Genomic DNA, 26365 nt, shown 5'->3' on the forward strand with positions numbered 1-26365 from the left:
GAGGCGACGATGGTCTGCCCCAAGTGTCACGGCCACATGCAGACGTACAACCGCAGTGGCGTCCAGATCGAGCAGTGCGGCAACTGCCGCGGCATCTTTCTCGACTACGGCGAGCTTGAGGCACTGACCCAGCTCGAAGGCAAGTGGGGGGGCCAGCAGGCCCCGCCGCCGCAGGCCTACCCCGCGCCGCCCGTCCAGCCCGGCTACCCGCAGCCGCCGGCCCCCGCGTGGGGAGCGCCGCAGTACGGCCACGGGCAGAGCCATGGCCACGGCCACAACAAGCACCACCGGCACGGCTTCGGCCACATGCTCTTCTCGTCCTGACCAGGACCGGTCAGGACCGACCAGGACCGACCAGCACTGAGCACGACTGACCAGGACCGGTCAGGGACCGGCCGGGCACGGCCGGCCCTGACCGGGCCGGCCGGACCCGGCCGATCCGGCCGGGGCACGACCGGAACGTGACCGGGACACGGCCGAGGGCCGGAAGCGGAGTGCTTCCGGCCCTCGGGGGGGTGTGGACGATACTGGGATTGAACCAGTGACCTCTTCCGTGTCAGGGAAGCGCTCTCCCGCTGAGCTAATCGTCCTCGGTGGCGCCTGGGGGCGCCGGTGCTGCGTGCGCGATACTGGGATTGAACCAGTGACCTCTTCCGTGTCAGGGAAGCGCTCTCCCGCTGAGCTAATCGCGCGGGCGTCCTGCTCAGGACCCGGTGGGATCCAGTGGACGATACTGGGATTGAACCAGTGACCTCTTCCGTGTCAGGGAAGCGCTCTCCCGCTGAGCTAATCGTCCTTGGAGGTGGAGACGGGATTTGAACCCGTGTAGACGGCTTTGCAGGCCGTTGCCTCGCCTCTCGGCCACTCCACCAACACAGCGGGGGTCCCGGGAGGATCCCCCACGTCGAGCGGACGACGAGATTCGAACTCGCGACCCTCACCTTGGCAAGGTGATGCTCTACCAACTGAGCCACGTCCGCAGGTCTGCCTCGAAACGCGTTCCGGGGCAACGGGTTGAACTCTAGCGGATCCCGGGGCCAGCTCAAAAATCGGTTTCCGCAGCGTGCCGGGCCAATGACGAGCAGTTGACGGCCGGGGCACCGCCTCACCCCCCGTGACCTGGCCCGCCTAGACTCGGGTCCTGCCCGCTCCAGTCCACCAGGGAAGCACCGTGCGCGATCTCGCCCCCATGGCCCGTTTCGGCGGTCTTGTCGCCTCCGACCTGCGGGATGTCACCGCGGACGCCGGAGCACTGGACTCCGCGGGCTTCTGGGCGGTCGCCGTGGACTTCGAGGGCCGTACGGTCTGCGCCCGCTTCGGCGACGTACGCCGCGCGCCCGCGGCCGACACCGACGCGGACCGGGCCGCCGCCTGGCACGGCCCCGACCGGGCCGCCTGGACCACCTCCCTGGACCGCGGCGCCTACGAGGCGGGCGTCCGTACCGTCCGGGAGCGCATCGCCGCGGGCGACGTCTACCAGGTCAACCTCTGCCGGGTGCTCACCGCGCCGCTGCCGGTCGGGGCCGGCGGGCCGCCGCCCGACATCGACGCGCTCGGCGCGGTCCTCGCGCTGGGCAATCCCGCGCCCTACGCAGGAACGATCCGGCTGCCCGCGCACGGCGTCGAGATCGCCACCGCCTCGCCCGAGCTCTTCCTGCGCCGGGACGGCCGCACCGTCGAGTCGGGTCCCATCAAGGGCACCGCACAGACCGCCGACGGCTTCCTGCCCAAGGACGAGGCGGAGAACGTGATGATCGTCGACCTGGTGCGCAACGACCTCGGCCGGGTCTGCGCCACCGGTTCGGTCACCGTGCCCGCGCTGTGCGCGGTCGAGCCGCACCCCGGCCTGGTGCACCTGGTCTCCACCGTCCGCGGCGACCTGCGCCCCGGCGCCGGCTGGCCGGAGCTGCTCGCCGCCGCCTTCCCGCCCGGCTCGGTCACCGGCGCGCCGAAATCCAGCGCCCTGCGCATCATCGGCGAGCTGGAGACCGCGCCCCGCGGCCCCTACTGCGGCGCCGTCGGCTGGGTCGACGCCGACCGCGGCACCGCGGCCCTCGCGGTCGGCATCCGCACCTTCTGGATCGACCGCGGCGGCCCGGGACGCCCGCAGCTGCGGTTCGGCACCGGCGCCGGCATCACCTGGGGCTCGGACCCGGCGGGTGAATGGGCGGAGACCGAACTCAAGGCGGAACGGCTGCTGGCGGTAGCGTCGGGAGTACACGAGGCGAGCGGGAGGACACTGCGGTGAAGATCTGGGTGGACGGCGGACTGCGGGACAGCGAGGACGCCACGGTGTCGGTGCTCGACCACGGGCTGACCGTCGGCGACGGCGTCTTCGAGACGCTCAAGACCACGGACGGACGCGCCTTCGCGCTCACCCGGCACCTCAGGCGGCTGACCCGCTCCGCCCTCGGCCTCGGCCTGCCCGAGCCCGACCAGGACGAGGTGGCCCGCGCCTGCGCGGCGGTGCTCGCCGCCAACCCGCTGCCGCACGGGCGGCTCAGGATCACCTACACCGGCGGCCTCTCGCCGCTCGGCTCCGACCGCGGCGACGCGGGCCCGACCCTGGTGGTCGCCATCGGTACGGCCGACGTCAGCCCGGGACCCGGCGCGATCGTCACCGTGCCGTGGACCCGCAACGAGCGCGGCGCCCTCACCGGCCTGAAGACCACCTCGTACGGCGAGAACGTCGTCGCGCTGGCCCGCGCCCGCGAGCAGGGCGCCGGCGAGGCGATCTTCGCCAACACCACGGGCCGGCTGTGCGAGGGCACCGGCTCCAACATCTTCGTCGTCCTCGGCGGCCGGCTGTTCACCCCGCAGCTGTCGTCCGGCTGCCTGGCCGGGATCACCCGCGAACTGGTCATTGAATGGGCCGGCGCGCACGAGGAGGACCTGCCGTTCGAGGCGCTGGCCGAGGCGGAGGAGATCTTCCTGACCTCCTCGCTGCGGGACGTGCAGGCCGTCAACAGGGTCGACGCGCGTGAACTCCCCGGCGCCCCGGGGCCGGTGACGGCCAAGGCCGCGGCCGTCTTCGCCGAGCGCTCGGCGGCGGACCCGAACCCGTAGAGCCTGGGGGCCGGCTCCGCGCGGCGTCGCGGTGCCCGGCACGCACGTGTGCCGCGCCGCCGTCGGTCAACGACGGCTCCGCGCCGCCTCCTTCCTCCGTGCAGAACCAACCGGCAGGCCCTGGCAATGCGGCCGCGGGACCGTACACTCGACCGCACCCCGCAGACGGCCCAGCGGGTGGCGAACCGGGAGCGCGACGCATGACGACGACCCTGAGACCGGCGGGACCCGAACGGCGCGAGCAGGACGGCGGGCGGACGCGGGACTACGCAGTCTGCGTCAACGGGCGGCCGGTCGGCACCATACGGGTCGGCGCCGGGCCGCGCGGCGGCCCCGGCCGGATCGACGCGGTCGCCATCGACGAGCCGGACCGGCGGCGCGGCCGCGGTACGGTCGCGGCGCTCGCCGCGGAGGAAGTGCTGCGGCAGTGGGGCTGCGGGCGGGTGCTGGTCTCGGTGCCCAGCGGGGCGGGGTACGCGCTGCGGATGGTCGCCGCGCTCGGCTACACCGAGACCAACCGCACCCTGCACAAGGACCTGGCCCCGGGCGCCGGGCACCACGACCTGCCGCCCGGTGGCGCGCTGCGGTCGCTGACCGCGCGGGACGGCGCGGACTGGCTGGCGCGGCAGCGGGTCGGCTTCGTCGCCGCCCTCACGGAGGCGGGCGTGCCCGCGGACCAGGCCGAGGCCCACGCGGCGGCCTCCTACGCGCAGGCCCTGCCCGGCGGTGCCCACGCCCCCGGCGGCGAGCTGCTCGCCCTCGACCAGGACGGGACGACCGTCGGGCACGTGTGGCTGCTCGCGTTGCCGGGTCCCGGCTGGATCCAGGCGGTCGAGGTCCTCCCGCCGTACCGCGGCCGGGGCCACGGCCGCACTCTGATGCGCGCCGCCGAAACGGCGTGCCTCGCGGCGGGCACCACGGGGGTCGGCCTCAACGTCTTCACCGCCAACGCGGTGGCGATCGGGCTCTACGCGTCCCTGGGGTACCGGCCGACGCTGCACCAACTGTGGAAGCCGCTCGCCTAGCGGCGGGCTTTGCGGGTTCGTGCCACTTGCGGTGGCCTGTCGCCGCGGCCCGGCGGGGGCTGACCGCGCAGTTCCGCCCCAGAGCTTCCCCTGGGGGTGCCCCCAGCGCCTCCTGGGGTGCTTGCCACCTGCGGTGCGTGCTTGTCGGCTGCGCCGCCGTGGCTTGTCGCGCAGTTCCCCGCGCCCCTCTGGGGCTTGTCCTCTGCCGCAGGGGGCAGCACACCAGGGGCGCGCGCAACCACGACGCCGGGAAAGAAGCGACGCCGCCAAGTGGCAAGCACCCGGGGGCGCGGGAACCGCGCGGGCAGCCACCGCCGGCGGGAGGGGGCGGACGTACCGTGAGGGGCACGGCAGGCCCCACCGTGGCGAGCTACGCGAGCAACTCGTCCGTCAAGGACTCGATGCGGGCGCGCAGGCCGTCTTGTGAGCGGCCGCCGTCGAGGCGTTGCCCGGCTATGACGTACGTGGGCGTGCCGGTGACGCCGATCGCCTTGCCCTCGGCCTGGTCGGAGTCGACGACCAGCAAGTGGCGGCCGTCGATCAGCGCCGTGTCGAACTCCTCGGCGTCGAGGCCGAGTTCGCGCGCGATGTCGATGAGCAGCGGCTCACCCGCGACCGCCAGCTCCTCCGCCTGCGCGAGCACCGCCTCGGCGTACTCCCAGCCGCGGCCCTGCGCGTACGCCTCCTCGTACGCCTGCGCCGCCGCGAGCGCGTGCTTGTGCTTCTCCAGCGGGAAGTGCCGCAACTGGATGTCGAGCGCGTCGCCGTACCGCTCGCGCAGCGCCTGGAGGTCGGCGAAGGCGGTGCGGCAGTCGGGGCACTGCAACTCGCACCAGACGTCGAGTACGGCGCGGCGCCCGGCCGGGGGAGGGGGAAGATCCATGCCGCCAGTCTCCCACTCGGGGAGGAGGCGCCCCGGAGATCCCCCTGAACTCCCGGCGTCGCCCATGGCCATCCGCGTACGGTCCGAGGCACGATGGGGGAGCACCGACCGACGGGAGCCGCAGGATGCTGACCACGACGCTATGTGCCGCGCTGTCCGCGGGCGGCCTGGCCATCGCGATGCTGACCGCCTACCGGCGCCGGTTCCTCGCGGCCACCAGGATCGCCGCGGCGTCCCTCGTGCCGATCGGGCTGGCGATGGCCGGCCTGGTCACGCTGGGCCGCAAGGTCACCACGGCCACCGGCCACTGGGCCGCCGACCTGGTCCTCAAGCCGACCGTGTGGATGGGCTTCGGCGTGCTCGCCGTCGCCGCGCTCCTGTACGGCGTCACCCGGCTGATCTCGGCCCGGCTGCCGGAGGGCGGTGGCCGCGCCCCGGCCGCCGTGCCCGGCGCGTCGACCGCGGCGATACCGGCGGGCCGCCCGGCGGCGGCCAGGCGCAGGGGCGGTTCCGACAGCGGCCTGTCCGACTTCGCGGATGTCGAGGAGATCCTCAAGCGCCGCGGCATCTGAGGGGGCGGGCGCCCCGGCGTCCACCATCCGGACACCGACCGCTGCGGTCGCGCTCAGTAGGTCGTACGGCCCGGTCGGGGACCCGGCTCCGGCGGGTCGTACGGCCCGGACGAAGCAGCAGGTAAGGCGGTCGCGACGTCCGTACGCGACAGGACCGGCCGACCGGATCCGGCACTTTAGTCCATGAACCGGACGTCATGTGTCCACACTGCGGAAGATCCCTCGGAGTGCGCGTGTTGGGTCACAGGCACCCGCGCGCTGCGCGAAGATCACCGTGTGCTGCCCACCATTGGCGACTGCGTCGCCGCTGAGCGGCCGGACCGTGCCGGACCGACCGCCTCCGACGTCCTTCCCGCTCCGCGCTCCGCGCCCACCGCCCGTGCCGCGGTCACCCGCCCCGGCGGCCGCACCGCGCCGCTGGAGACCCTGCCGGCCAGGGAGCGCCCTCCGCGTCCCCCGCTCGCCGTCGAGCCGGTCAGCGAGCCGCAGGGCTGTCTCTACGCCCTCTCCCAGCCCCCGCTGATGCTCTTCCTGCTGGTGATCGGCAGCCTGCTGGGCCTGGGCGCCACCTACGACCTGCTCTTCCTGTGACCGGCTGACCGGCTGACCGGCGGGCGACCCCGGCCGCCGCCCCGCTCCCCGCCCCAGGACGCGCCCGGGTCAGGACGCGGCTGCCTCGTCGGCGCCCGCGTCGGCGGTGTCGCCCGCCTCGCCCGCCTCCCGGCGCCTGGCCCGGTAGGCGGCGACGTGCAGCCGGTTGCCGCAGGTGCGGCTGTCGCAGTAGCGGCGGGAACGGTTGCGGGACAGGTCCACGAAGGCGTGCCGGCAGTCCGGCGCGTCGCAGCGCCGCAGCCGTTCCCGCTCGCCGGCGACGATCAGGAAGGCCAGCGCCATGCCGCAGTCCGCGGCGAGGTGGTCCGACAGCGACGCGCCCGGCGCGAAGTAGTGCACGTGCAGGTCGTAGCCGTCGTGGTCGGTGAGCCGGGGGGTGGTGCCGGCCTCGGCGATCATCGCGTTGAGCATGGTGGCCGCGGTGGCGTCGTCGGTGGTGGCGAAGACCTCGGTGAAGCGGGCGCGTACCGCCTGGACCGCGGTGATGTCGTGCCGGTCGAGCCGGCCGATCTCGCTCACGTTGTTCCGCTCCACGAAGGAGCGCAGGTCGGCGACCTCGGCGAGCGCTTCGCGCCCCGCGATCGAGGGTGCGGTGTTGATCAGGTCGACCACACTGTCGAGCGCGCACCTGGTGTCATGGTTGATCAGCACGGAACGCTCCCTGCCGGCGTCGTCGATCGGCTGCGTTCCGGTGACTCTAGCGCGCGGGAGCCGCCGCCGTGGGGCTGCGTCCCACGGGCGGCGGCTCTCGTTCCTGCGGTGTCAGGCGGCCGGGCACTGCCCTGTGCCGCCTTGGGTGTCCGGGCTGTCCCCCCGAGTAGGACGGCCGCGGACGGTCGGTGACCGGGCTCAGCTCTCCGCGAGGATGTGGGAGAGCTCGGTGTCGAGGTCGAAGTGGCGATGCTCGGTGCCGGGCGGCACCGCGGCGTCCGTCCGCTTGAGGAAGGACTCCAGGGCCCGCGCCGGGGCTTCGAGCAGGGCTTCGCCCTCGGGGGAGCTGAGGGCGATGCACACGACGCCCTGACCATGGCTGCGGGACGGCCAGACTCTGACGTCTCCGGTGCCGGTGGGCCGGTGCAGACCCTCGGCGAGCAGATCGCGGGCGAACACCCATTCGACCGTCTCTTCGGCTCCGGTGTGGAAGGTGGCGTGCACGGCATACGGATCGGCCGTGTCGTACCGCAAGCCCGCGGGTACAGGCAGTGAGGATTCGCTCGACACAACGAGGCGCAGGTGCAGCTCGCAGCTGACCGTGGTGTTCATAAGCGCCAGGGCCTTTCGCTCAGTGTGCGCTCGGGGATTCGCACGTCGGCGAAATCGACATGCCACCTGCGGAGACGTTGTAAACCCCTCTGAGAAGTTTATGAGGCATCTGGTACCTCGTACGGACTAGTCCCGAGAAGGGCGGAACGGCCATTTCGGTGATCGTCACAAAGTCCGGTACGTTGGCATATATGATCGCGGAGAGTGACGACATCCAGAGAGCTGTGGCCAGTGATTCACGGCTCGGCTCACGGGCGCCCGCATTCGTGCGGCGGTCCCGCCCGCTGCACCTGGTGTGGCGCGCCGGAGTCTTCCTGGCCGGCCTCGCCGTGATCGCCGGCGGGGTGATCCTGCTGCCGCTGCCCGGACCCGGCTGGCTGATCATCTTCGGCGGCATGGCGCTGTGGGGCACCGAATTCGTCTGGGCGCAGAAGGTGCTGCGCTGGACCCGCCACAAGGTCACCGAGGCCGCCAGGTCCGCCATGGACCCCCGGGTCAGGCGGCGCAATCTGCTGATCACCACGGTGGCCGTGCTCGTCCTGGCCGGCCTGGCGATCTGGTACGTCCTGAGCTTCGGCTTCGTCATGCCGTGGCAGCTGGGCTGATCCCGCGGGACCGCCGGGCTGGTCGGGACGCCTGCCCGGGTGCGGTAAAGTAGTCCGCACACCGGGGCGATTAGCTCAGCGGGAGAGCACTTCGTTCACACCGAAGGGGTCACTGGTTCGATCCCAGTATCGCCCACCCGGACCGAGGGTCCCGGAGACCGTGCAGACGGTCTCCGGGACCCTCGGCGTTTTCCCGCGCCCGCCTGGCGCGTCGCGCACACTGGGCGTATGGAATGGAGTCACTACCGATTCCGCAGCACCTGGCGGCTCGACGCCGAACCCGACACCGTCTACCGGGTGCTGGAGCGCCCCGACTTCTACCCCCAGTGGTGGCCGCAGATCCGCGAGGTCCGGCAGACCGGCGACACCAGCGGCGTGCTCCGCTTCCGCTCCGTCCTCCCGTACGACCTGGTGGTCGCCGCCCGCTCCACCCGGCAGGACCCGGAGCGCCGGATACTCGAAGTCGCCATGACCGGCGACCTGGAGGGCTGGGTCCGCTGGACGGTCGCCGCGAACGGCCCGGGCACCCGGCTGCTGTTCGAGCAGGAGGTCGTCGTCCGCAAGCCCCTGATGCGGCGGTTCGCCGTCCCCGGCCGCCCGCTCTTCCTCGCCAACCACGCGCTGATGATGCGCAGCGGCCGCAACGGACTCCTCGCCCGGCTGGCCGCCGACCGCGGGCACGCCGTTTGAACGCCGGCCGGGTTCGCCTGTAAGGTTCCACTCGTCCCGGGCGATTAGCTCAGCGGGAGAGCACTTCGTTCACACCGAAGGGGTCACTGGTTCGATCCCAGTATCGCCCACCACACTCAGGCAATGAGTGCCCAGGACCTTCCAACGGCCGCCCTCAGGGCGGCCGTTGTCGTTCGCCCCCGGCCTGCCGGCGGCTGTCGCGCGCGCCGTGTCGCACGGCGTCCATCCCGGGCCGGGCGGCCTCGACGAGGGTGCCCCGGCCCAGAACTCCTACCAACGTACAGCGCGCCGGGGGCCTTGCGGCAAGGCCGTCGTCGGGTCGCAGAATTGCTGACGGAGGCCAGTACCTGCCAAAACGGGAGTTGCGTAATGCGTGTGTTGTTATCGACATATGGGTCGCGCGGGGACGTCGAACCGCTGGTGGCGCTCGCGATACGATTACGGGAATTCGGCGCGCACGTGCGGGTCTGTGCGCCGCCGAACAAGATCTTCGCCGAACTGCTGGCCAGGGCCGGCGTGGAACTGGTGCCGGTCGGCAAGCCGATCGGCGCGATCACGGAGCCGTCGACGGAATCGGCGACCGCCCGGTTCGTGACCGAGCTGGCCGAGCAGTTCGGCACGGTCGCCGCCGCCGCCGAGGGATACGACGTCCTCCTGGCGACCGGGTTCGCGCACTTCTCCTCGCGGTCGGCGGCCGAGAAGCTCGGTATCCCCTACCGCTACGTGACCTTCTGTCCGTTCATGCTGCGGTCGCCGCACCAGGTACCCCCCGTGCTGCTGCCGGGCCAGTCGTTCCCGCCGGAAGTCACCGACAACCTGGCGCTGTGGGACCTGAACGCCCAGACCATCAACGCGCTGCACGGCGAGGCGCTCAACGCCTACCGGGCCTCGGTCGGCCTGCCGCCGGTGGACGACGTCTACGGCTTCATCTTCACCGACCGGCCCTGGCTGGCGACGGACCCGGTCCTGGGCCCGTGGCGGGAGACCCCGGAACTCGACGTCGTGCACACCGGGGCGTGGATCCTGCCGGACGAACGTCCCCTGGCGGACGACCTGCTGGCGTTCCTGGGCGCGGGCACACCCCCGGTGTTCGTCGGCTACGGCAGCACGCGGGACGTCCCGGCGGACCTCGGCCGGGTGTCCATCGAGGCGGTCCGCGCGCACGGCCGCCGCGTACTCGTCGGCCGCGGCTGGGCCGAACTGGCTCGGATCGACGACCGGGACGACTGCTTCGTCGTCGGCGAGGTCAATCAGCAGGCGCTGTTCAGCAGGGTGGCCGCCGTCGTGCACCACGGCGGCGCGGGCACCACGACGGCGGCAGCGCTGGCCGGAGCGCCGCAGGTGGTCGTGCCCCAGGGGGTGGACCAGCCCTACTGGGCCGAGCGGGTGGCCGCCCTGGGCATCGGCGCGGCACACGACGGCTCGGCTCCGACCACCGAGTCCCTGTCCGCCGCGCTCGGGACGGCCCTCGGCCCCGAGACCCTCGCACGGGCGAGGGCCGTGGCCGACAGCATCCGTACCGACGCGGCAACAGTGGCCGCGAAACTCCTGCTCGACACCGTCGGCCGAGAATCGCCGTCGGTGCCCGCGTGAATCCCGGGACCCCGGCATTCTTGTGACATCTCCCGTTCCACCTCTCGGCACGGTGGTGGCAGAACCGCCGACGACAGCGCCAGGAGCGGCGGATCGCGCCGATCGGACTCCTGGCCAGACGGGACGACTCTCAAGAACGCCGGGGTCCTGACCGGGCAGAATGCGAATCTTGCCAGATTTTCTCAGAGTCTTGCGTCACTGGGGCGGCTTGCCCGAAGATGATACGCGGCATGGGGGCCTGTCTCCCGCGAATGCCCCTGGGCGAGACGATGGGACGACGTTCCGGCGTTCTGACCCGTCCCGGTGTGAGCCTGGCAGCGGTGAGCGGCGGACACTTCTAGGGGGCGGCGGTCGATGGCTGAGCCGGTAGCGGGAACGGTCCTGGGCGGGGCGCGGATGACGGACCGGATCGTCGTACCGTTCGAGGGGCCCGGCGCCGGAGTCGGCGAACTGACCTGGGGTCAGCGCAAGGTCTGGACGCTCATGGAGCAGGCCGGCACCTCGATGAGCATGGGCGGGGCGGTACCTGTCACGGACGGCAGGACGGTCCGGGACCTCGCGTCGGAACTCCGGTTCTTCATGTGCCGCTACGCGTCGATGCGGGCCCGGATCCGGGCCGGTGCGGACGGCGGCCTGATCCAGGAGGTGTCGGGCTCGGGCCGGGCAGAACTGGGGATTCTCGACATCGAGGACGACGGCGACCCGGACCAGGCCGCCCAGGGCCTGGCCGACCAGTGGGAGGCGACGCCGTTCGACCACGCCGGGGAGTGGCCGATCCGGATGGCCGCCGTACGGAGCGGGGGCGTGGTCACCCATGCGGTCGTGGCGATCTCGCACGTCGCCACCGACGGCAGCGGAATCGGCGTCATGCTCGGGGAGCTGGCCGAGCGCGACCCGGTCACCGGGGAGCCGAAGAACCCGGCGTCGGCGATGGGGCCGCTGGAGTTGGCGGCGTTGCAGCGCACGCCGTCCGGCCGGCGGCAGAGCGACGCCTCGCTGCGCCACTGGGAGCGCCTGCTGCGCTCGGCGGGACCCCGGCGGTTCGGCCCGCGCGTGGACCGGGGCGAGCCGCGCTACCGGCGGGCGGTCTTCTCGTCCCGCGCCCTGCACCTGGCGTCGCGGGCGGTGGCGGCCCGGGCCGGCACCTCGACGTCCTCGGTGCTGCTGGCCGGGTACGCGGTGGCCGTCGCGCGGCTGACCGGTATCACTCCCGCGCTGATCCAGGTCGTGGTCAGCAACCGGTTCCGGCCCGGCCTGGCCGACGTGTCCCATCCGCTGTCCGTCAACGGCCTGTTCATGGTCGAGGTCGCGGACGCCTCTTTCGACGAGGTGGTGGACCGTACGCGGCGGGCGCTGGCGCTCTGCTCGAAATACGCGTACTACGACCCGGCGCAGGTCGATGAGTTGCGGGCCCGGATCGGCCGGGAGCGCGGCGAGGAGACAGCCGAACTCTCCTGCCTGTTCAACGATCGCCGGCTCGGCATCGGCGTCGAGCAGCCCGTCCCGGTGGCACCGTCCCGGGAGGAGCTGGAAGCCGCGCGGGCCGGGAGCGCCCTGCACTGGGGCAAGCCCTTCCCGCGGTATCTCGACAAGCTGATGATCCAGGTCGGGGCCGCGCAGGACGCGGTGGAGCTGGAGATCCAGGTGGACACCCACCATGTGTCTGCGGACGAAGTGTCCGCGCTCATGCGGGACTTGGAGGCGCTTGTGGTGGCGGCGGTGTTCGACCGGGACCTGCCGGCCGGCGTACGGCCGGCGCCGGCGTCCGGGTGAGCGCGGCGTCGCTCACGGGCGGGCGGTCCCGCGATCGGATCGGTAGCGGCCCGGGGTCGTTCCGATGATGTGGGTGAACGCCGCGATGAAGCTGCTGGGGTTGGCCCATCCGCAGGCGTAGGCGGTGCGGATGGTGTCGTGGCCGTCGGCGAGCAGCACGAGTGCGTGGTGGACGCGCAGTTGCGTGCGCCACTCGTAGAAGGTCATGCCGAGTTCGTCGCGGAACAGCCGGCTGAGGGTGCGGGTGCTGGCTCCGATCGCCGTCCCGAGTTCGGCCAGCGTGGCATTGCCGGCCGGGTTCTCGTACAGCATCCGTGCGATGGCCCGCAGCCGGTCGTCCCGTGGCTCCGGCAGGTGCAGCGGCTGTTCCGGTGCTTCGCGGAGTTCGTCGACGAGGACTCGAAGGAGCCGGGAGCGCGCGGAGCGGCTGTAGCCGGGCGCGGCGTCGTCGTAGTTGCGGGGGCCGGTCAGGGCGAGCAGGACCTCGCGGGCGAGGCCGGAGGCCAGGAACACGGCGGGACGGTCCGGTATCAGCCGGGCGAGGGACGGCGCGAGGAAGACGATCCGCATATCGGTGTCGCCGTGGGCGCGGTGGTGGTGCGTGAACCCGGCGGGGGTCCAGGCGACCCGGTTGGCGGGAACGATCGACGTGCCGCTCCCGGTGCGGACGGCCAGGACGCCGCTGGCCGCGTACACCAGGTGTCCCCGTGCGTGCGACTGCAGCGCGCTTGTTCCGCCGGAGAGCCACAGGTGGCGCCCGCCGGACGGCCACATATGCGACGTCACACCGGCGGTCAGGCGAGGTTGGCGGCGAACGGGCATCAGTTGGCATCGTATCGGTAGTACGCCACGCCGTGATCCGGTGACACTTCCTGCATGCGGGGTGGCCCTCGGTCGCGCGGACCGGCCGCACCGCAGGCAGTCGGGGCGGTGTGCCCCGATGCCGCGGCTTGCGAGAGAAGGAGAAACACATGGCGACTTTCGTGCTGGTGCCCGGCGCGTGGAAGGGCTCCTGGGCGTTCGAGGCGGTGGTTCCGCCGCTGGAGCGTGCCGGCCACACCGTCCACGCCCTGACGCTGACCGGTCTGCGGCCGGACGACGACGAGGCGACGGCCGCGACCGCCAACCTCGACACGCACGCCGACGACGTGGTGCGGGTCCTCGACCGCCACCGCGTCACCGGCGCGACGCTGGTCGGCCACAGCTACGCCGGGATGGTGATCTCCGCCGCCGCCGACCGGGCCGGCGGCCGGATCTCACGAATGGTGCACCTCGACGCGTACGTACCGCGTGACGGCGAGTCGTGCTGGTCGGCGACGAACGATCACTTCCGGGGGGTGTTCGCCGCCGGCGCCGCTGCCACCGGCCACACCGTCCGACCGCCGGACGGCGGCGATCCGCGCCGCCGCCCCCATCCCCTCGCCTCGTTCCTGCAGACGATCCGGCTCACCGGCGCGGTCGCCCGAGTCCCCCGCCGGGAGTTCGTCTACTGCTCGGGATGGGAGGACCGGACGCCGTTCGCCGGCCTGCGCTCCCGGCTCAAGGCCGATCCCGAGTGGCAGGTCCACGACCTGCCCACCAGGCACGACGCGATGCACGAGGCCCCGGAGGCGGTCGCCGCGCTCCTGCTCGCCGGCTGAACCGCCGACGCGCCGGCAGGCGGGTGGGCGCCGTAGCCTCGGCGCGGGTGGCTCGTTAGGCGTATGTCGGCCCTCGCCCGGGTCGTGTGCGCCGCGGACTCTGCTGCCGGTGGTGCGCGGGGTCGCACGTCCGGGCGATCCATGGGCGCGGCGGGGCAGACCCGCCGTACCGGCGGGCGGTCACCCGGCCGGCTCCGGTCGACGGTCCGCCGGCCACCGCCCGAAGGAGACACGTGCGCGTATCGCGGGGAAAACGCATCATGATCATGTCCGCCGCCCTGCTGGGAATCGCCTCGACCCCGCTGTGCTGGCTGCGCGGCGGTCCGTCCGGCGGCCAGTTCATCGGCGCCACCGTCCAGAGCGCGGTGGCGATCATCGCACTGGCGGGGGGTTTCCTGGCCCGTCCCGCCGCCGCTCGGTCCGGGCGGGTGTACAGCGCGGCGGACACCGGGGAGGCACGGGCGGACGGGGGCGCGGAAGCGCTCTCCGGTCTACGGGGCGATGCCGGTGCGGGCGGCGGATCGGCCACGGCCGAGCGGACCGGGCCCGCGACCGCCGGCGGCTCCGGCAGTATCGCGATCACCGGCGTCTCGCTCTCCTGACCGGGGGCGGAGCGTGCCGAATCGACGGGGGCGGCGACCGGGTTCCGGCTCGGAGCCGTCAGTGAGGGCGAGCAACACCGGGGCGGCCTCCGCCGACCACGGGGGGCGCGCGAACTCGGGTATCAACATCGAGGGTCTGCACATCGTGCTGCCCTCCGGCCGGCTTTTGCCGGTGGTGCTCGCGGCGATCATCCTGGCGCTCGTCGGGGGAGTGGCGTCGCTGTCCCGCGAGGGTGAGCGAATCCCGCCGCAGGCGGCGGCGCCGTCCGGTCAGCCGTCGCCCTCGCCCAGCCCTTCCCCCGCCCTTTCTCCGCCGTCGCATCGGCAGGCCCCCGCCGTCCCCTCGCCGACCGCTGGGGTCCGCCTCGTACTGCCCCCGCCGCCGCACCGGACTCCCGTTGCGCCGCCCCCGGCACGGACCCCCGCTCCTTCGCCTGCCCCGCCGCGTCAGGCCGTTCCCGCACCGGCGGCCCCGGAGCGGCCGGATTCCAGGAGCGTGGTCATCGACCGGGGGCACGGCAATGAGCTGAACATCAAGCTGGCCGGTTTCGCGCCGGGTGCGGAGGTGACGGTCTCCGTGTACACCGACACCAGCGCCTCCGGCGGTCCCGCGGGCCAGAAATCCGTCTCCGTCAACGACGACGGGACCTGCGAATTCGGCGCCTTCCCGATGGACGCCCACGGGGCCTATTGGGTGGTCGCGGACGGCGTCCGGTCGAACTCCTATCAATGGGCGGGGAAATGACCACCGGTGAATGCCCGCCCGCCGACCGCCGCACCGGGGTCAGACCGCCTCGGCGCTCGCCTCGGCCGTGGCCTGCTCGATGTGGTCGCGCACCCGGTGTTCCGGCAGCCGGCACCGCAGGGCCAGCAGGTAGACGGCCGCGGCCAGCGCGAGATTGACCACGAAGCCCCAGCCGAGGCCGATCCAGCCGCGCCCGCCGTCGTAGTCGCCGGCCCAGCTGGTCAGGGCCAGGCCGCCGAGCCAAGGCAGCGTCCAGGTCGCGCCCGCCTTCCAGTCCAGCTGCGGGCTCGTGCCCCGGGCGGCCAGCTCCAGGACCACGAGCAGCACGAAGCCGATGCCTATGGTCGCGAACAGCTTCCAGTTGGTGTTCCAGCCGGCCCAGTAGACGATCAGGTTCGCGGAGTACAGCCCCAGGAAGGGGATCAGGTCGCCGCCGGGCACCTTGAACGGCCGCTCGCGGTCGGGTATCTGGCGGCGCATCGCGGCCAGCACCAGCGGCCCCGAGCCGAAGGACAGCACCGTCGCGGACGTGATGAAGCCGACAAGCTGCTGCCAGCTGGGGAAGGGCAGGAAGACCACCAGGCCGAGCACGAACGTCACCACCAGGCTGACCAGCGGCGCCCCCCGCCTGGTGGTGCTCGCCAGGACCCGGGGCGCGTTGCCGTTGCGGGCCATGGCGTACGAGATACGGGCGGTGACCGTCGTGTAGACCAGGCCGGTGTCGGCCGGGGAGATCACCGCGTCGACGTACAGCAGATACGCCAGCCACCCGAGGCCGATGGCGCTGGCGATGGCCGCGAGCGGGCCGAAGTCGTCGGCGAACTCCAGGTTCAGCCAGCCGCCCGAGGACGCCAGGTCGTGCCCGGGCACCGAGCCCAGGAAGGCGACCTCCAGCATGATGTAGATCACGGCGGTCAGCAGCACGGAGCCGATGATCGCGAACGGCACATTGCGCCGCGGGTTGTCCGTCTCGCCCGCCAGCTCCACCGCCTGCCGGAAGCCGAGGAAGGAGAAGGTGATGCCGGCCGTCGAGATGGCGGTGAAGACGCCCTTGGCGCCGCCGGGCGCGAAACCGCCGTACTGCGACGCGGTGAAGTTGTGGCCGTGGAAGGCGGTGATCAGGAAGGCCGCGATCACCAGCAGGATGATCCCCAGCTTCCACCACACCAGCACATTGTTGACCCGCGCGAACCAGCGGATGCCGAAGTAGTTCAGTGCCACGAAGAAGGCCATGGCCACGACCGCGACCGCGTACCCCAGGCCGGTCAGTGTGTACGCCCCCGACGCGTGGTGGTCGGTGAAGTGCGCCCACCGGGTCGCGTACTGGAGCGCGCCCTCCACCTCGATGGGTGCCACGGTCGCCGCGGCGACCCAGGTGATCCACCCCATGGTGTAGCTGGCGAAGGAGCCGAAGGACAGGTGCGGGAAGCGCACCACACCGCCCGAGACCGGGAACATCGTGCCGAGTTCGGCGAAGCACAGGCCGATCAGCAGGATCATGACCGCCGCGATCGCCCAGGAGAAGATCGACGCGGGACCGGCCACCTTCGCCGCGTTGAGGGCGCCGAAAAGCCAGCCGGAACCGATGATCGAGCCGACACCGGCAAAGAGCAGGCTGACCCTGCCCATGTCCCGGCGCAGCTTGGGGGCGCCTTCCGGCGACCCGCCCGCGGACCCCTCCGTACGCCCTGACACCGTCGTCATGCGTGCCCCCTTCCCGCCGTTCAGGCCGCGGGCCGCCGGACGGCCTGCGCTGCCTTCACATGGCGGCCTGCCCGGAGATCTGCCGGGCATGCCGGGGGCGGCGGCGAGGGCTTACTCCTGCTGCGGAATGGTCGCCGTCTCCAGGAAGAACTGGTCGATGCTGCGGACCGACTGCAGGAAGTCGTCCAGATTGACCGGCTTGGTCACGTACGCGTTGGCGTGCCGCTGGTAGGCCGCGCTCACGTCGGCCGGGGTGGCCGAGGTGGTGAGCACCACAACGGGGATGGTGCACAGGTCGTCGTCCTCCTTGAGGACGGCGAGCAGCTCACGGCCGTTCATCCGCGGCATGTTCAGGTCGAGCACGATCAGGTCGGGCCGCGGGTTGGCCGGGGAGCGCAGGTACTCCAGCGCCTCGACGCCGTCGTCGGCCCGCCCGATGGCGCGGGCGATACCGCGGTCGGTCAGGGCCTCCTCGATCAGCAGCGCGTCGGCGGGGTCGTCCTCGACGAGGAGCACGTGGTAAGCGCGGTGGGGTACAAGGGCGTTCACTGTGGTGCTCCTGTTGCTCTGGGCGGGGATCGGACGGGAGGGCGGTCGTGCGGTGAAGACCAGTCCTGGCCAGCGTCGGCGGGCGCCCTGGCGCGTGATGCCCCAGGCCCGCCCGAGATCGGGATAGGTGGCGCCGCCGAGGGCGGCGGCGGAGGCGGCCTGTGTGGCGCGGCTCTCAGCCGCACGCAGGATGTAGGACAGCGCCTGGAGCCGGGCGAGCGCCTCCGCGGCGCGTTCATCCGACGGGTTCCCGCCGCGGGGCGGCGTACCCTGTCCTGAGCCTGGATGGGGGGTCTGCCGGTCGTGCAGAGCCTCGGTGGCAAGCCACCGCGCAAGATCGTCCACCGCCTGCTCGGCGAGCGAATTGAGCTGGTCGTGGCCGCTGCGGAGGGTAGGAGGCTTGCCGGACACCACTGGACTATATGCAGTCGCCTGTGCGCCTGACAACCAGTGTTGTCCTGCGGGTACGATGGCGCGGCCGAAGCGGGCCGCGGTGAGAAACGCCGGGGTCGTCCCGCCGTTCGGCAGGGGGGCACGTGCGTGAGGGGGTGTGATGGCGATGGCAGGCAGGACACGAGGGCGGACCCCCGGAAATGAGGGGAGGACGCCGACGGCGGGCTGGACGACGCGGCGCTGGCTGTCGACCGGTGTGGCCGCGGCCCTGGTGGTGCTGCTGGCGCTCGGCGTGGCGGGCGGCTGGGTGCTGGCCCGCTCCTCGACCCTGTCCGGCCGGGTGATCGACGTCGACACCCCGGCGCTCGTCGCCGCGGTACGGCTGGAAAGCGCGCTGACCGACCAGGAGACCGGTGTACGGGGCTACGGGCTGGCCGGCCAGCCGACCTTCCTCAGCCCCTACCACACCGGCGCCGACAACCAGCGCAAGTACACCGGACAGCTGCGCGCCCTGATCGGCGGCAACCGTGCCGCCGTCGCCGACCTGGACGAACTCGACCGGCGCATGGAGCAGTGGCAGCAGCGGGTGGGCCGCCCGGTGGCCACCGCGCCGTCCGGCGCCCCGGTCGCCCTGGCCGCGCAGCGCGCCGACGAGGGCAAACGCGACTTCGACAGGGTCCGCGAGGCCGCCGCGCACCTCCAGCAGACCCTCCAGCTCCACCGCGACCACTCCCGCGCCGACCTGCGCTCCATCGGGGTCCTGCGCAACTGGATCTTCGTGCTGATCGCCGGGGTGATCCTGGCGCTGACCGCCGCGGTCTTCGCGGGACTGCGCCGGGGCGTCACCCGGCCCCTCGAACACCTGTCGAGCGATGTGCGCCTGGTCGCCGCCGGACGGTTCGACCACCCGGTCGACCCCATGGGCCCGGCCGACCTGCGGCAGCTCGCCGCCGACGTGGAGTCGATGCGCGGCCGGCTGGTGCACGAACTGGAGTTCACCGACAGCGCCCGGCTCCAGCTCGACGAGCAGGCCACCGAGCTGCGCCGGTCGAACGCCGAGCTGGAGCAGTTCGCCTACGTGGCCTCGCACGACCTCCAGGAACCGCTGCGCAAGGTCGCCAGCTTCTGCCAGCTGCTCCAGCGCCGCTACGCCGAGCAGCTCGACGACCGCGCCGGGCAGTACATCGGCTTCGCCGTCGACGGCGCCAACCGCATGCAGACCCTCATCAACGACCTGCTGGCCTTCTCCCGGGTCGGGCGGCTGCACACCGAGTCGTCCTCGGTGGACCTGGAGGCGCTGTTCAAGCGCACCGCCGACGTCCTGAGCATCGCGGCGGAGGACTCCGGCACCGAGCTGAGCCACGACCCGCTGCCCGAGGTCACCGGCGACCCCACCCAGCTGGGGATGCTCTTCCAGAACCTGCTGTCCAACGCGATCAAATTCCGCAGCCCGGACCGCACGCCGCAGGTCCGGCTGACCGCCGGCTACGACGAGGACGACGGCCTGTGGCACTTCGCGGTGGTCGACAACGGCATCGGCATCTCGCCCGAGTTCGCCGAGCAGGTCTTCGTCATCTTCCAGCGGCTGCACACCCGGGAGAGCTATCCCGGCAACGGCATCGGCCTGGCACTCTGTAAGAAGATCGTCGAATTCCACGGCGGGACCATCGGGATCGATCCCGAACACAGCCCCGGAACTCGTATCACCTTCACACTGCCAGGTTCGGCGCCAACCGCGGTCGCCGCCGTGGCCGAGGAGACCCAGCGGTGAAGCAGGCAGAATTCGATCCGGCCTACGCGCCGGGCGATACCCGACTCCGGATCCTGCTCATCGAGGACGATGCCGGGGACGCGCTGCTGGTCGAGGAGTATCTCGCCGACACCACGCTGGCGGTCGATCTGCACTGGGTGCAGAATCTCGCCGACGGCATGGCGGAAGCGGCCCGCAGGACTCCCGACTGCGTCCTGCTCGACCTGCACCTGCCCGACGCCATGGGCCTCGGCGCGGTGCGCCGGATGCAGGCCGCGTGCCCGCTGGCCGCCGTCATCGTGCTGACCGGACTGGCCGAGGACCACGCGGGACCCGAGGCCGTGGCCTCGGGCGCGCAGGACTACCTGGTCAAGGGATCGGTCAACGGCGAACTCCTGGACCGCGCGGTCCGCTACGCCGTCCACCGCAAGCAGGCCGAGCAGACCGCCGCGCAGTTGCGGGTCAACCAGCAGCAGGCGCAGGAGAACCGGCGCCTGGAGCGGGGACTGCTGCCGGTGCCGATGCTCACCGCGGGCTCACCGGTCGTCCCGACGTCCTGCTATCTGCCCGGCCGCGCCGGGGCGCTGCTGGCCGGGGACTTCCTCGACGTCGTGGAGACCGCGGACGGCACGGTCCACGCCGTCATAGGGGACGTCAGCGGCCACGGGCCGGACGAGGCCGCGATCGGGGTGTGCCTGCGCATCGCCTGGCGCACCCTGATCCTCGGCGGCCACCGGAACGGCGAACTGCTCGCCCTCATGGAGCGGATCCTGGTCGCCGAGCGCACCTACTCGGCGATGTTCGCCACCGTCGCGACGCTCTCCATCGACCCCGCCGCGGGCCGGGCCGACATCACCCTCGCGGGCCACGAGACGCCCCTGCTGGTCGAGGCCGGGACCGCGACCCCGGTGGACTCCCGGCCCGGCATCGCGCTCGGCCTGCTGCCGGGCACCGAGGACTGGCACACCACACCGGTCAAGCTCCCCGCGGCGGGCGCGCTGCTGCTGCACACCGACGGCCTGACCGAGGGGCACGCGGGCAGCGGTCCCGACCGGCTCGGCACGGACGGGCTGATCTCGGTCATCGGGGCGGCCCCCTCCGCGCACGGCCAGGACCTCATCGACCATCTGACCAGCGTCACCCGCGACCTCGACGCGGGCCGTCACCTGGACGACATCGCCGTACTGCTGCTGACCTGGGACTTCGCCCACCGCGTCCCGGCGCCCAGGAGCCGGTGACGCGGAGCGCGGCGGGGCGGCGGCCCGCGGTGCGGCCCTGCGGAGACCGGGGCGCCGCAGCGTCGGCCCGGGGCTCCGGCCTGCCGGAATCGCCGAGTTGTCCACAGGCTCCGCCACGGCCTTCGCGGGCGGACCTCCCGGCTCGGTACGATTCACCGTGCGGCGACCGCTCGCCGCACAGCCCCGTACGACCTCAGTCAGGAGCAGACCGGTGTCAGACCTCCGTGTGATCATCAAACGCGATTCCGCCGAACCGGAAGAGCGGACGGTCACGACGGGCACGACCGCGGCCGAGCTGTTCCAGGGGGAGCGCTCGGTGGTCGCCGCCCGGATCGGCGGCGACCTCAGGGACCTGGCCGCCGCGGTGGCCGACGGCGACGAGATCGAGCCGGTCGACATCACCAGCGAGGACGGGCTGAACATCCTGCGGCACTCCACCGCGCACGTCATGGCGCAGGCCGTGCAGGAGCTGTTCCCCGAGGCCAAGCTGGGCATCGGCCCGCCGGTCAAGGACGGCTTCTACTACGACTTCGACGTCGACAAGCCCTTCCACCCCGATGACCTCAAGGCCATCGAGCGGAAGATGCAGGAGATCCAGAAGCGCGGCCAGCGCTTCTCGCGCCGGGTCGTCACCGACGAGCAGGCCCGCGAGGAACTGGCCGCCGAGCCGTACAAACTGGAGCTGATCGGCCTCAAGGGCTCCTCGGCCACCAGCGAGGACGGCGCCGACGTCGAGGTGGGCGCAGGCGAGCTGACCATCTACGACAACCTGGACGCGAAGTCCGGCGAGCTGTGCTGGAAGGACCTCTGCCGCGGCCCGCACCTGCCGACCACCCGCAACATCCCGGCGTTCAAGCTGATGCGCAATGCCGCCGCCTACTGGCGGGGCAGCGAGAAGAACCCGATGCTCCAGCGGATCTACGGCACCGCGTGGCCCACCAAGGAAGAGCTCAAGGCGCATCTGGACTTCCTGGAGGAGGCCGCCAAGCGCGACCACCGCAAGCTCGGCTCCGAGCTGGACCTCTTCTCCATCCCCGAGCAGATCGGCTCGGGCCTGGCCGTCTTCCACCCCAGGGGCGGCATCATCCGCCGGGTCATGGAGGACTACTCGCGCCGCCGGCACGAGGAGGAGGGGTACGAGTTCGTCTACACCCCGCACGCCACCAAGGGCACGCTGTTCGAGATCTCCGGGCACCTGGACTGGTACGCCGACGGCATGTACCCGCCCATGCAGCTGGACGAGGGCACGGACTACTACCTCAAGCCCATGAACTGCCCGATGCACAACCTGATCTTCGACGCGCGCGGCCGTTCCTACCGCGAACTGCCGCTGCGGCTCTTCGAGTTCGGCACCGTCTACCGCTACGAGAAGTCCGGCGTCGTGCACGGCCTGACCCGCGCGCGCGGCTTCACCCAGGACGACGCGCACATCTACTGCACCAAGGAGCAGATGGCCGACGAGCTGGACTCGACGCTGACCTTCGTGCTCAACCTGCTGCGGGACTACGGGCTCACCGACTTCTACCTGGAGCTGTCCACCAAGGACCCGGAGAAGTACGTCGGCTCGGACGAGGCGTGGGAGGAGGCCACCGAGACCCTGCGCCGGGTGGCCGAGAAGCAGGGCCTGCCGCTGGTCCCCGACCCGGGCGGCGCCGCCTTCTACGGGCCGAAGATCTCCGTCCAGACCCGGGACGCGATCGGCCGCAGCTGGCAGATGTCGACCGTGCAGCTCGACTTCAACCTGCCCGAGCGCTTCGACCTGCAGTACACCGCTCCGGACGGCTCCCGGCAGCGCCCCGTCATGATCCACCGGGCGCTGTTCGGCTCGATCGAGCGGTTCTTCGCGGTGCTGCTGGAGCACTACGCGGGCGCCTTCCCCGCCTGGCTCGCCCCGGTGCAGGCGGTCGGCATCCCGATCGGCGACGCGCATGTGCCGTATCTGCGGGAATTCGCCGGTGAGGCCAAGCGCCGCGGGCTGCGGGTCGAGGTGGACGCGTCCTCGGACCGGATGCAGAAGAAGATCCGCACGCACCAGAAGCTGAAGGTGCCGTTCATGATCATCGTCGGCGACGAGGACATGACCAACGGCACGGTCTCCTTCCGCTACCGCGACGGCTCGCAGGAGAACGGCGTCCCGCGCGACCAGGCGCTGGCCAAGCTGGTCGACGTCGTGGAGCGCCGGGTCCAGGTCTGACCGCCGGCCCGACAGCCGCCCCCGTGCCTCAGCGGCCCGGGGGCAGCTCGCCCTCGCGGGCGAACACCTGGTAGAGCCAGGAGGAGAAGGAGCCGGTCACCGCGCCCAGCAGGGCCAGGCCCATCACCATCAGGAAGGCCGCGATGACCCGGCCGAGCGGGGTGACCGGGGTGACATCGCCGTAGCCGACCGTGGTGAGCGTCTCGCAGGTCCACCAGGTGGCGTCGCCGAAGGTGCGGATGGTCGCCCCGGGGGCGTACCGCTCCTGCTGGTAGACCGCGAGCGCCCCGGAGAAGCCGATCAGCACCGCCGTCATGCCCGCGTACGCGATCACCCGGCCGTACAGGCTCAGCCGCGGTTCCTCGCGGCGGCGCTGGAGGACCTCGTAGAGGTGCACCACCCGCAGCGGGCGCAGCAGCGGCAGCAGCAGGACGACGGTGTCGAGCAGGTGGTCGCGCACATAGCGGGGGCCGAAACGGCGGCCGGCCAGCCGCAGCCGGTGCAGGTAGTCCACCAGGAAGACGGCCCAGGCGAAGCCCATCAGGCCCAGCAGCACCGCGTGCCAGGCCGAGGGCAGCCCGGGGGTCAGCACATGCGCCGCGTAGGCGCCGAGGTAGAGCAGCGACATCAGGAACAGCGGGATCTCGCTGCGGTTCTCCCACCGGGTCAGCCGGCCTCCGTCGTCGTCCATCCGGCCAGGATCTCGGTACGCCCCCGGCGGCAGGCCCGGCGACACGCTTCGGGCGGTCGAAGTCCTATGCTGATCCGCATGACGAGTGAGCCGGAACACGGGCAGGGAGCGGGGGTACCGGACGCCTTCCAGCGGCTGTGGACCCCGCACCGCATGGCGTACATACAGGGCGAGAACAAGCCCACAGGTCCCGGCGCCGGTGACGGGTGCCCCTTCTGCGAGATCCCGGCCGAGTCGGACGAGGACGGGCTCGTCATCAGCCGCGGCGCGCACGTCTACGCGGTGCTGAACCTCTACCCGTACAACAGCGGGCATCTGATGGTGGTCCCGTACCGCCATGTCGCGGACTACACCGAGCTGGACCCGGCGGAGACCGTGGAGCTGGCCGAGCTGACCAAGCGGGCGATGACCGCGCTGCGGGCCGCCTCGGGGGCGCAGGGCTTCAACATCGGGATGAACCAGGGCGGGGTGGCCGGCGCCGGGATCGCCGCCCACCTGCACCAGCACGTGGTGCCGCGCTGGGGCGGCGACGTGAACTTCATGCCGGTCGTCGGCGCCACCAAAGTGCTGCCGCAACTGCTCGCCGACACCCGCAAGATGCTCGCGGACGCCTGGCCGCACTGACCGCCGCGCCGCGGCCGGCCGGGAACCCCCGGCCGGCGACGGCGGAGCCGCCAGCGCCTAGGCGTCGTACGCGTCGGCCTTCTTGGGCTCCGCGCTCTGGACCTGGCCGCTGAGCGCCATCGAGCGGCTGCTGAAGTGCGAGGTGTCCACGCCGTTCTCCGCCATGACCTGGATCGCGGCGGCGTGCACCGCCCGCAGCACCGGCGTCGCCGTACGCAGCGCGTCGTCGGCCATGAAGCGGTGCGGCCACGGCTTGTCCACCCAGGTGTGGCGCAGCCCGAACGGCTCGGGCAGCGACAGGGTGCCGCCGAGGTGGTCGAGGACGGAGGGGAACCAGGTCAGCGGCGCCCGGGCGGCGAGCCTGACCACCTCGCCCGAGTCGATCAGCGGCAGCTGGACGGTCCTGGTCTCCCAGAACTTGACCGACTTGCTGACCGTCTTGGACTTGCCGGGCGGCCCCGAGGTGAACAGCGAGTTCACCGGGCCGAGCGCGTGCGCGGTGACGTCCACCCGCAGGGTGTGGGCGAGCACCGTCACGGTCACCATCAGCGTGATGACGAGGTTGCCCTCCCACAGGGTGAACTGGATGCCCAGGTAGTGCCGGTTGCCCTTGCCGAACTGCTGGGTGTTGCAGATCCGCTGGATCTCGAAGTCCTTGACGGTGAAGCCGTCGACCTCGGGTCCTGTCGGGCGGGAGATGCTGCCGGCGCCCTCACCCACCGGGACCACCACCCAGTGCCGTATCGACGGCTTGGTGAAGCCGCCGGTGTGCAGCGGGGTGCGCTCCAGCATGCGCAGCCGGTCGTGGATCGCCCGGATCACGTCCCAGCTGCGGAAGGGGTTGATGTCGGTGACACCCTCCGCGGGGATCAGCTCCTCGGCCATGTGCCAGGCGCCCCAGCGGCTGCCCATGCCCAATATGCCCTTGGGGCCCGCGTAGAAGACGACATTGCTGCGCTGCTCCGCCGAGAGCTTCACCAGCGACTGCCGCAGGGTCTCGGCACGCACCTGGTTGGGGTTGCGGGGGACCGCCTCGGGGATCTTGGCGCCGACCCCGGACCCGGCGACCAGGCCGCCCCAGCGGTCGCGCAGGTCCTTCGCGGTGTGCTCGCAGATCCGCTTGGCCCAGAACCAGCCGATGACCGGGGCGATCATCATCACCCGGAAATACTGCTGCCAGAAGCCGGAGAAGGGCGGCTTGATCGCGAACAGCGCGGCCAGCACGACCATCACGGCGATGACGGCGCCGCCCAGGGCGCCGTAGCGGTTGCCGCTCGCCTTGAGGCTGGCCAGCGACCTGCGCAGCTGGAAGGCGCCGAGCCAGAGCAGCACACCGGGCAGGAAGAGCACCCCGAACGCGCCCATGAGCATGGTCAGCTTGGTGTCGCGCTCCTGCCGGATGCGGTTGGCTGCCAGGCAGTGCTCGACGACGGTCTGCGGCTCCACGCCGAAGGACTGCACGAGCTGATTGCGGGCACCGCCGAGCATGCGGACCTGTACGGCGCGGGCGAAGGCCTCGCCGAGGTTGGGCTCGAAGAGCGAGAGCCTCGGCGGCTTGGCCGAGGCCGCCTCGTTGATGGCTATCAGCGCGGCGACCGGCGAGTCGCGGTAGGCCGCGGACGCCAGCGCCTGCGTGGCGCCGGTCTCGCCGTCGGTGCCCGTCAGCGGGACCTGCGCCCCCGGGCTGAAATCGAACCCGTCCGTCACCGAAGCCCCCAGTCCGCCGTTACGCCCGCCACCACGCGGCTCCGACCGGCCCATTCCCCGCCGGAGCACGCATCACACGTTCGGAGCAGTCACCAGATTAGCGGCGCAGCGGCCCGCAGGTGCCGTGAGCCGCCGATCGTCCGTCAATGTGCATACCCCCGTGGGCGGGTCGCGACCCGCACAGGTCCCGCCCAGCCTTCGCACAGGCCTTGCCGGAGGCCCCCGCGCCGGCCCGGCGGAAGGCCCGCCAGGGCCCGCGAAGGCGCCACGGGAGACCGCGCACAGGCGAGGCGGCCTCGACGACGCCCGCGGTCTTCCGGCCTTCCCACGACCGCCAGGTCGCGTCCGTACGCGGTGACAGGGCCGGTCGGCGCGGCCCGCTGTTCGACCGGCGGCGGCGGCCCCGGCGGTGCCTGGCGCTCCGGCCGCGCGGCGGCTGGCTACGA

The 26365-nt window shown here is 72.2% G+C and carries 25 protein-coding genes and 7 tRNA genes; 19 read left to right on the forward strand and 13 right to left on the reverse strand.

Annotation, left to right across the window (positions count from 1 at the left end; all coding sequences use genetic code 11):
- Positions 1 to 9 precede the first annotated feature (9 nt).
- On the forward strand, positions 10 to 324 hold the full coding sequence (locus tag OHA86_RS31220) for a TFIIB-type zinc ribbon-containing protein (RefSeq protein ID WP_329180654.1): 315 nt from the start codon (positions 10 to 12) through the stop codon (positions 322 to 324).
- 194 nt (positions 325 to 518) lie between these two features.
- Here OHA86_RS31220 and OHA86_RS31225 read toward each other — a convergent pair.
- From OHA86_RS31225 to OHA86_RS31245, 5 genes are all read right to left on the reverse strand, one after another.
- A tRNA-Val gene (locus OHA86_RS31225) sits at positions 519 to 590 on the reverse strand.
- Positions 591 to 620: 30 nt separating this feature from the next.
- Positions 621 to 692: transfer RNA gene (locus tag OHA86_RS31230), tRNA-Val, on the reverse strand.
- A gap of 32 nt (positions 693 to 724) precedes the next feature.
- Positions 725 to 796 (reverse strand) — tRNA-Val (locus OHA86_RS31235).
- Position 797: 1 nt separating this feature from the next.
- Positions 798 to 871, reverse strand: a tRNA-Cys gene (locus OHA86_RS31240).
- A 36-nt stretch (positions 872 to 907) separates the two neighbouring features.
- Positions 908 to 980, reverse strand: a tRNA-Gly gene (locus OHA86_RS31245).
- A 191-nt stretch (positions 981 to 1171) separates the two neighbouring features.
- Here OHA86_RS31245 and OHA86_RS31250 point away from each other — a divergent pair.
- The 3 genes from OHA86_RS31250 (at position 1172) to OHA86_RS31260 (ending at position 4091) form a co-directional block, all read left to right on the forward strand.
- Positions 1172 to 2248 carry a chorismate-binding protein gene (locus OHA86_RS31250; protein WP_329180657.1) on the forward strand — a complete coding sequence of 359 codons (1077 nt, stop codon included), beginning with the start codon at positions 1172 to 1174 and terminating at the stop codon, positions 2246 to 2248.
- Positions 2245 to 3066, forward strand: a complete 822-nt coding sequence (locus OHA86_RS31255; RefSeq protein WP_329180660.1) for an aminotransferase class IV — start codon at positions 2245 to 2247, stop codon at positions 3064 to 3066. Before OHA86_RS31250 ends, OHA86_RS31255 begins: the two co-directional genes overlap by 4 nt.
- 200 nt (positions 3067 to 3266) lie before the next feature.
- Positions 3267 to 4091 carry a GNAT family N-acetyltransferase gene (locus tag OHA86_RS31260; RefSeq protein WP_329180662.1) on the forward strand — a complete coding sequence of 275 codons (825 nt, stop codon included), beginning with the start codon at positions 3267 to 3269 and terminating at the stop codon, positions 4089 to 4091.
- Positions 4092 to 4461: 370 nt separating this feature from the next.
- Here the strand turns inward: OHA86_RS31260 and OHA86_RS31265 are convergent, their stop codons facing one another.
- Positions 4462 to 4974 carry a DsbA family protein gene (locus OHA86_RS31265; RefSeq protein WP_329180664.1) on the reverse strand — a complete coding sequence of 171 codons (513 nt, stop codon included), beginning with the start codon at positions 4972 to 4974 and terminating at the stop codon, positions 4462 to 4464.
- Between the two features lie 125 nt (positions 4975 to 5099).
- On the opposite strand from OHA86_RS31265, the gene OHA86_RS31270 reads away from it, so the two are divergent.
- Positions 5100 to 5546, forward strand: a complete 447-nt coding sequence (locus OHA86_RS31270; protein WP_329180666.1) for a hypothetical protein — start codon at positions 5100 to 5102, stop codon at positions 5544 to 5546.
- A 276-nt stretch (positions 5547 to 5822) separates the two neighbouring features.
- Complete coding sequence (locus tag OHA86_RS31275; protein WP_329182699.1) at positions 5823 to 6137, forward strand: hypothetical protein; 315 nt, start codon at positions 5823 to 5825, stop codon at positions 6135 to 6137.
- 69 nt (positions 6138 to 6206) lie between these two features.
- On the opposite strand, the gene OHA86_RS31280 is transcribed toward OHA86_RS31275, so the two are convergent.
- Together OHA86_RS31280 and OHA86_RS31285 are read right to left on the reverse strand one after the other, a co-directional pair.
- Positions 6207 to 6809 (reverse strand): CGNR zinc finger domain-containing protein, encoded by a 603-nt coding sequence (locus OHA86_RS31280; RefSeq protein WP_329180668.1) that lies wholly within the window; start codon positions 6807 to 6809, stop codon positions 6207 to 6209.
- A gap of 198 nt (positions 6810 to 7007) precedes the next feature.
- Positions 7008 to 7421, reverse strand: a complete 414-nt coding sequence (locus OHA86_RS31285) for an SsgA family sporulation/cell division regulator (protein WP_003959770.1) — start codon at positions 7419 to 7421, stop codon at positions 7008 to 7010.
- A 191-nt stretch (positions 7422 to 7612) separates the two neighbouring features.
- Between OHA86_RS31285 and OHA86_RS31290 the strand changes: the two genes are divergently transcribed.
- The 6 genes from OHA86_RS31290 to OHA86_RS31315 all read left to right on the forward strand — a co-directional run bounded on the left by OHA86_RS31290 (position 7613) and on the right by OHA86_RS31315 (position 12082).
- Positions 7613 to 8026 (forward strand): TIGR02611 family protein, encoded by a 414-nt coding sequence (locus OHA86_RS31290; RefSeq protein WP_329180670.1) that lies wholly within the window; start codon positions 7613 to 7615, stop codon positions 8024 to 8026.
- Positions 8027 to 8090: 64 nt separating this feature from the next.
- Positions 8091 to 8162, forward strand: a tRNA-Val gene (locus OHA86_RS31295).
- Between the two features lie 92 nt (positions 8163 to 8254).
- On the forward strand, positions 8255 to 8716 hold the full coding sequence (locus tag OHA86_RS31300) for an SRPBCC family protein (RefSeq protein ID WP_329180672.1): 462 nt from the start codon (positions 8255 to 8257) through the stop codon (positions 8714 to 8716).
- 38 nt (positions 8717 to 8754) lie between these two features.
- Positions 8755 to 8829 (forward strand) — tRNA-Val (locus OHA86_RS31305).
- Positions 8830 to 9085: 256 nt separating this feature from the next.
- Complete coding sequence (locus OHA86_RS31310) at positions 9086 to 10309, forward strand: glycosyltransferase (RefSeq protein ID WP_329180673.1); 1224 nt, start codon at positions 9086 to 9088, stop codon at positions 10307 to 10309.
- Positions 10310 to 10663: 354 nt separating this feature from the next.
- On the forward strand, positions 10664 to 12082 hold the full coding sequence (locus OHA86_RS31315; protein ID WP_329180675.1) for a condensation domain-containing protein: 1419 nt from the start codon (positions 10664 to 10666) through the stop codon (positions 12080 to 12082).
- Between the two features lie 12 nt (positions 12083 to 12094).
- Here OHA86_RS31315 and OHA86_RS31320 read toward each other — a convergent pair whose 3' ends face one another.
- Complete coding sequence (locus OHA86_RS31320) at positions 12095 to 12856, reverse strand: AraC family transcriptional regulator (RefSeq protein ID WP_443072034.1); 762 nt, start codon at positions 12854 to 12856, stop codon at positions 12095 to 12097.
- A 197-nt stretch (positions 12857 to 13053) separates the two neighbouring features.
- Here OHA86_RS31320 and OHA86_RS31325 point away from each other — a divergent pair, with 197 nt between their 5' ends.
- The 3 genes from OHA86_RS31325 (at position 13054) to OHA86_RS31335 (ending at position 15069) form a co-directional block, all read left to right on the forward strand.
- Positions 13054 to 13722, forward strand: coding sequence for an alpha/beta fold hydrolase (locus OHA86_RS31325; RefSeq protein WP_329180677.1), 669 nt, complete (start codon positions 13054 to 13056; stop codon positions 13720 to 13722).
- Between the two features lie 260 nt (positions 13723 to 13982).
- Complete coding sequence (locus OHA86_RS31330; protein ID WP_329180679.1) at positions 13983 to 14324, forward strand: hypothetical protein; 342 nt, start codon at positions 13983 to 13985, stop codon at positions 14322 to 14324.
- A gap of 496 nt (positions 14325 to 14820) precedes the next feature.
- Positions 14821 to 15069 (forward strand): hypothetical protein, encoded by a 249-nt coding sequence (locus tag OHA86_RS31335; RefSeq protein ID WP_329180681.1) that lies wholly within the window; start codon positions 14821 to 14823, stop codon positions 15067 to 15069.
- A gap of 39 nt (positions 15070 to 15108) precedes the next feature.
- On the opposite strand, the gene OHA86_RS31340 is transcribed toward OHA86_RS31335, so the two are convergent.
- Positions 15109 to 16773 carry an APC family permease gene (locus OHA86_RS31340; RefSeq protein ID WP_329180683.1) on the reverse strand — a complete coding sequence of 555 codons (1665 nt, stop codon included), beginning with the start codon at positions 16771 to 16773 and terminating at the stop codon, positions 15109 to 15111.
- 111 nt (positions 16774 to 16884) lie between these two features.
- Positions 16885 to 17733, reverse strand: a complete 849-nt coding sequence (locus tag OHA86_RS31345; protein ID WP_329180685.1) for a response regulator — start codon at positions 17731 to 17733, stop codon at positions 16885 to 16887.
- Positions 17734 to 17881: 148 nt separating this feature from the next.
- On the opposite strand from OHA86_RS31345, the gene OHA86_RS31350 reads away from it, so the two are divergent.
- From OHA86_RS31350 to thrS, 3 genes are all read left to right on the forward strand, one after another.
- Complete coding sequence (locus tag OHA86_RS31350; RefSeq protein ID WP_329180686.1) at positions 17882 to 19486, forward strand: sensor histidine kinase; 1605 nt, start codon at positions 17882 to 17884, stop codon at positions 19484 to 19486.
- The gene (locus tag OHA86_RS31355; RefSeq protein WP_329180687.1) at positions 19483 to 20703 is read left to right on the forward strand and encodes a PP2C family protein-serine/threonine phosphatase; all 1221 of its coding nucleotides are present in this window, start codon (positions 19483 to 19485) and stop codon (positions 20701 to 20703) included. Before OHA86_RS31350 ends, OHA86_RS31355 begins: the two co-directional genes overlap by 4 nt.
- 211 nt (positions 20704 to 20914) lie before the next feature.
- Positions 20915 to 22897, forward strand: coding sequence for a threonine--tRNA ligase (gene thrS, locus OHA86_RS31360; protein ID WP_329180688.1), 1983 nt, complete (start codon positions 20915 to 20917; stop codon positions 22895 to 22897).
- A 28-nt stretch (positions 22898 to 22925) separates the two neighbouring features.
- Here the strand turns inward: thrS and OHA86_RS31365 are convergent, their stop codons facing one another.
- Positions 22926 to 23588 carry a potassium channel family protein gene (locus OHA86_RS31365; RefSeq protein ID WP_329180690.1) on the reverse strand — a complete coding sequence of 221 codons (663 nt, stop codon included), beginning with the start codon at positions 23586 to 23588 and terminating at the stop codon, positions 22926 to 22928.
- Positions 23589 to 23654: 66 nt separating this feature from the next.
- On the opposite strand from OHA86_RS31365, the gene OHA86_RS31370 reads away from it, so the two are divergent.
- Complete coding sequence (locus OHA86_RS31370) at positions 23655 to 24212, forward strand: HIT family protein (RefSeq protein WP_329180692.1); 558 nt, start codon at positions 23655 to 23657, stop codon at positions 24210 to 24212.
- 57 nt (positions 24213 to 24269) lie between these two features.
- Here OHA86_RS31370 and OHA86_RS31375 read toward each other — a convergent pair whose 3' ends face one another.
- A complete protein-coding gene (locus OHA86_RS31375; protein WP_329180694.1) occupies positions 24270 to 25919 on the reverse strand; it encodes a hypothetical protein in 1650 nt (549 codons plus the stop codon).
- Positions 25920 to 26365: the final 446 nt, after the last annotated feature.

Origin of the sequence: Streptomyces sp. NBC_01477 (assembly GCF_036227245.1) — a bacterium.
GTDB lineage: Bacteria > Actinomycetota > Actinomycetes > Streptomycetales > Streptomycetaceae > Actinacidiphila.

Bases quoted from the DNA above. Each gene is read 5' to 3' on its own strand.
- OHA86_RS31315 (WP_329180675.1), top strand. From the start codon at position 10,664: ATGGCTGAGCCGGTAGCGGGAACGGTCCTGGGCGGGGCGCGGATGACG.
- OHA86_RS31340 (WP_329180683.1), bottom strand. From the start codon at position 16,773: ATGACGACGGTGTCAGGGCGTACGGAGGGGTCCGCGGGCGGGTCGCCG.
- OHA86_RS31285 (WP_003959770.1), bottom strand. From the start codon at position 7,421: ATGAACACCACGGTCAGCTGCGAGCTGCACCTGCGCCTCGTTGTGTCG.
- OHA86_RS31310 (WP_329180673.1), top strand. From the start codon at position 9,086: ATGCGTGTGTTGTTATCGACATATGGGTCGCGCGGGGACGTCGAACCG.
- OHA86_RS31265 (WP_329180664.1), bottom strand. From the start codon at position 4,974: ATGGATCTTCCCCCTCCCCCGGCCGGGCGCCGCGCCGTACTCGACGTC.
- OHA86_RS31325 (WP_329180677.1), top strand. From the start codon at position 13,054: ATGGCGACTTTCGTGCTGGTGCCCGGCGCGTGGAAGGGCTCCTGGGCG.
- OHA86_RS31270 (WP_329180666.1), top strand. From the start codon at position 5,100: ATGCTGACCACGACGCTATGTGCCGCGCTGTCCGCGGGCGGCCTGGCC.
- OHA86_RS31365 (WP_329180690.1), bottom strand. From the start codon at position 23,588: ATGGACGACGACGGAGGCCGGCTGACCCGGTGGGAGAACCGCAGCGAG.
- OHA86_RS31350 (WP_329180686.1), top strand. From the start codon at position 17,882: ATGGCAGGCAGGACACGAGGGCGGACCCCCGGAAATGAGGGGAGGACG.
- OHA86_RS31370 (WP_329180692.1), top strand. From the start codon at position 23,655: ATGCTGATCCGCATGACGAGTGAGCCGGAACACGGGCAGGGAGCGGGG.
- OHA86_RS31260 (WP_329180662.1), top strand. From the start codon at position 3,267: ATGACGACGACCCTGAGACCGGCGGGACCCGAACGGCGCGAGCAGGAC.
- OHA86_RS31320 (WP_443072034.1), bottom strand. From the start codon at position 12,856: ATGTGGCCGTCCGGCGGGCGCCACCTGTGGCTCTCCGGCGGAACAAGC.
- OHA86_RS31330 (WP_329180679.1), top strand. From the start codon at position 13,983: ATGATCATGTCCGCCGCCCTGCTGGGAATCGCCTCGACCCCGCTGTGC.
- OHA86_RS31220 (WP_329180654.1), top strand. From the start codon at position 10: ATGGTCTGCCCCAAGTGTCACGGCCACATGCAGACGTACAACCGCAGT.
- OHA86_RS31300 (WP_329180672.1), top strand. From the start codon at position 8,255: ATGGAATGGAGTCACTACCGATTCCGCAGCACCTGGCGGCTCGACGCC.
- OHA86_RS31290 (WP_329180670.1), top strand. From the start codon at position 7,613: ATGATCGCGGAGAGTGACGACATCCAGAGAGCTGTGGCCAGTGATTCA.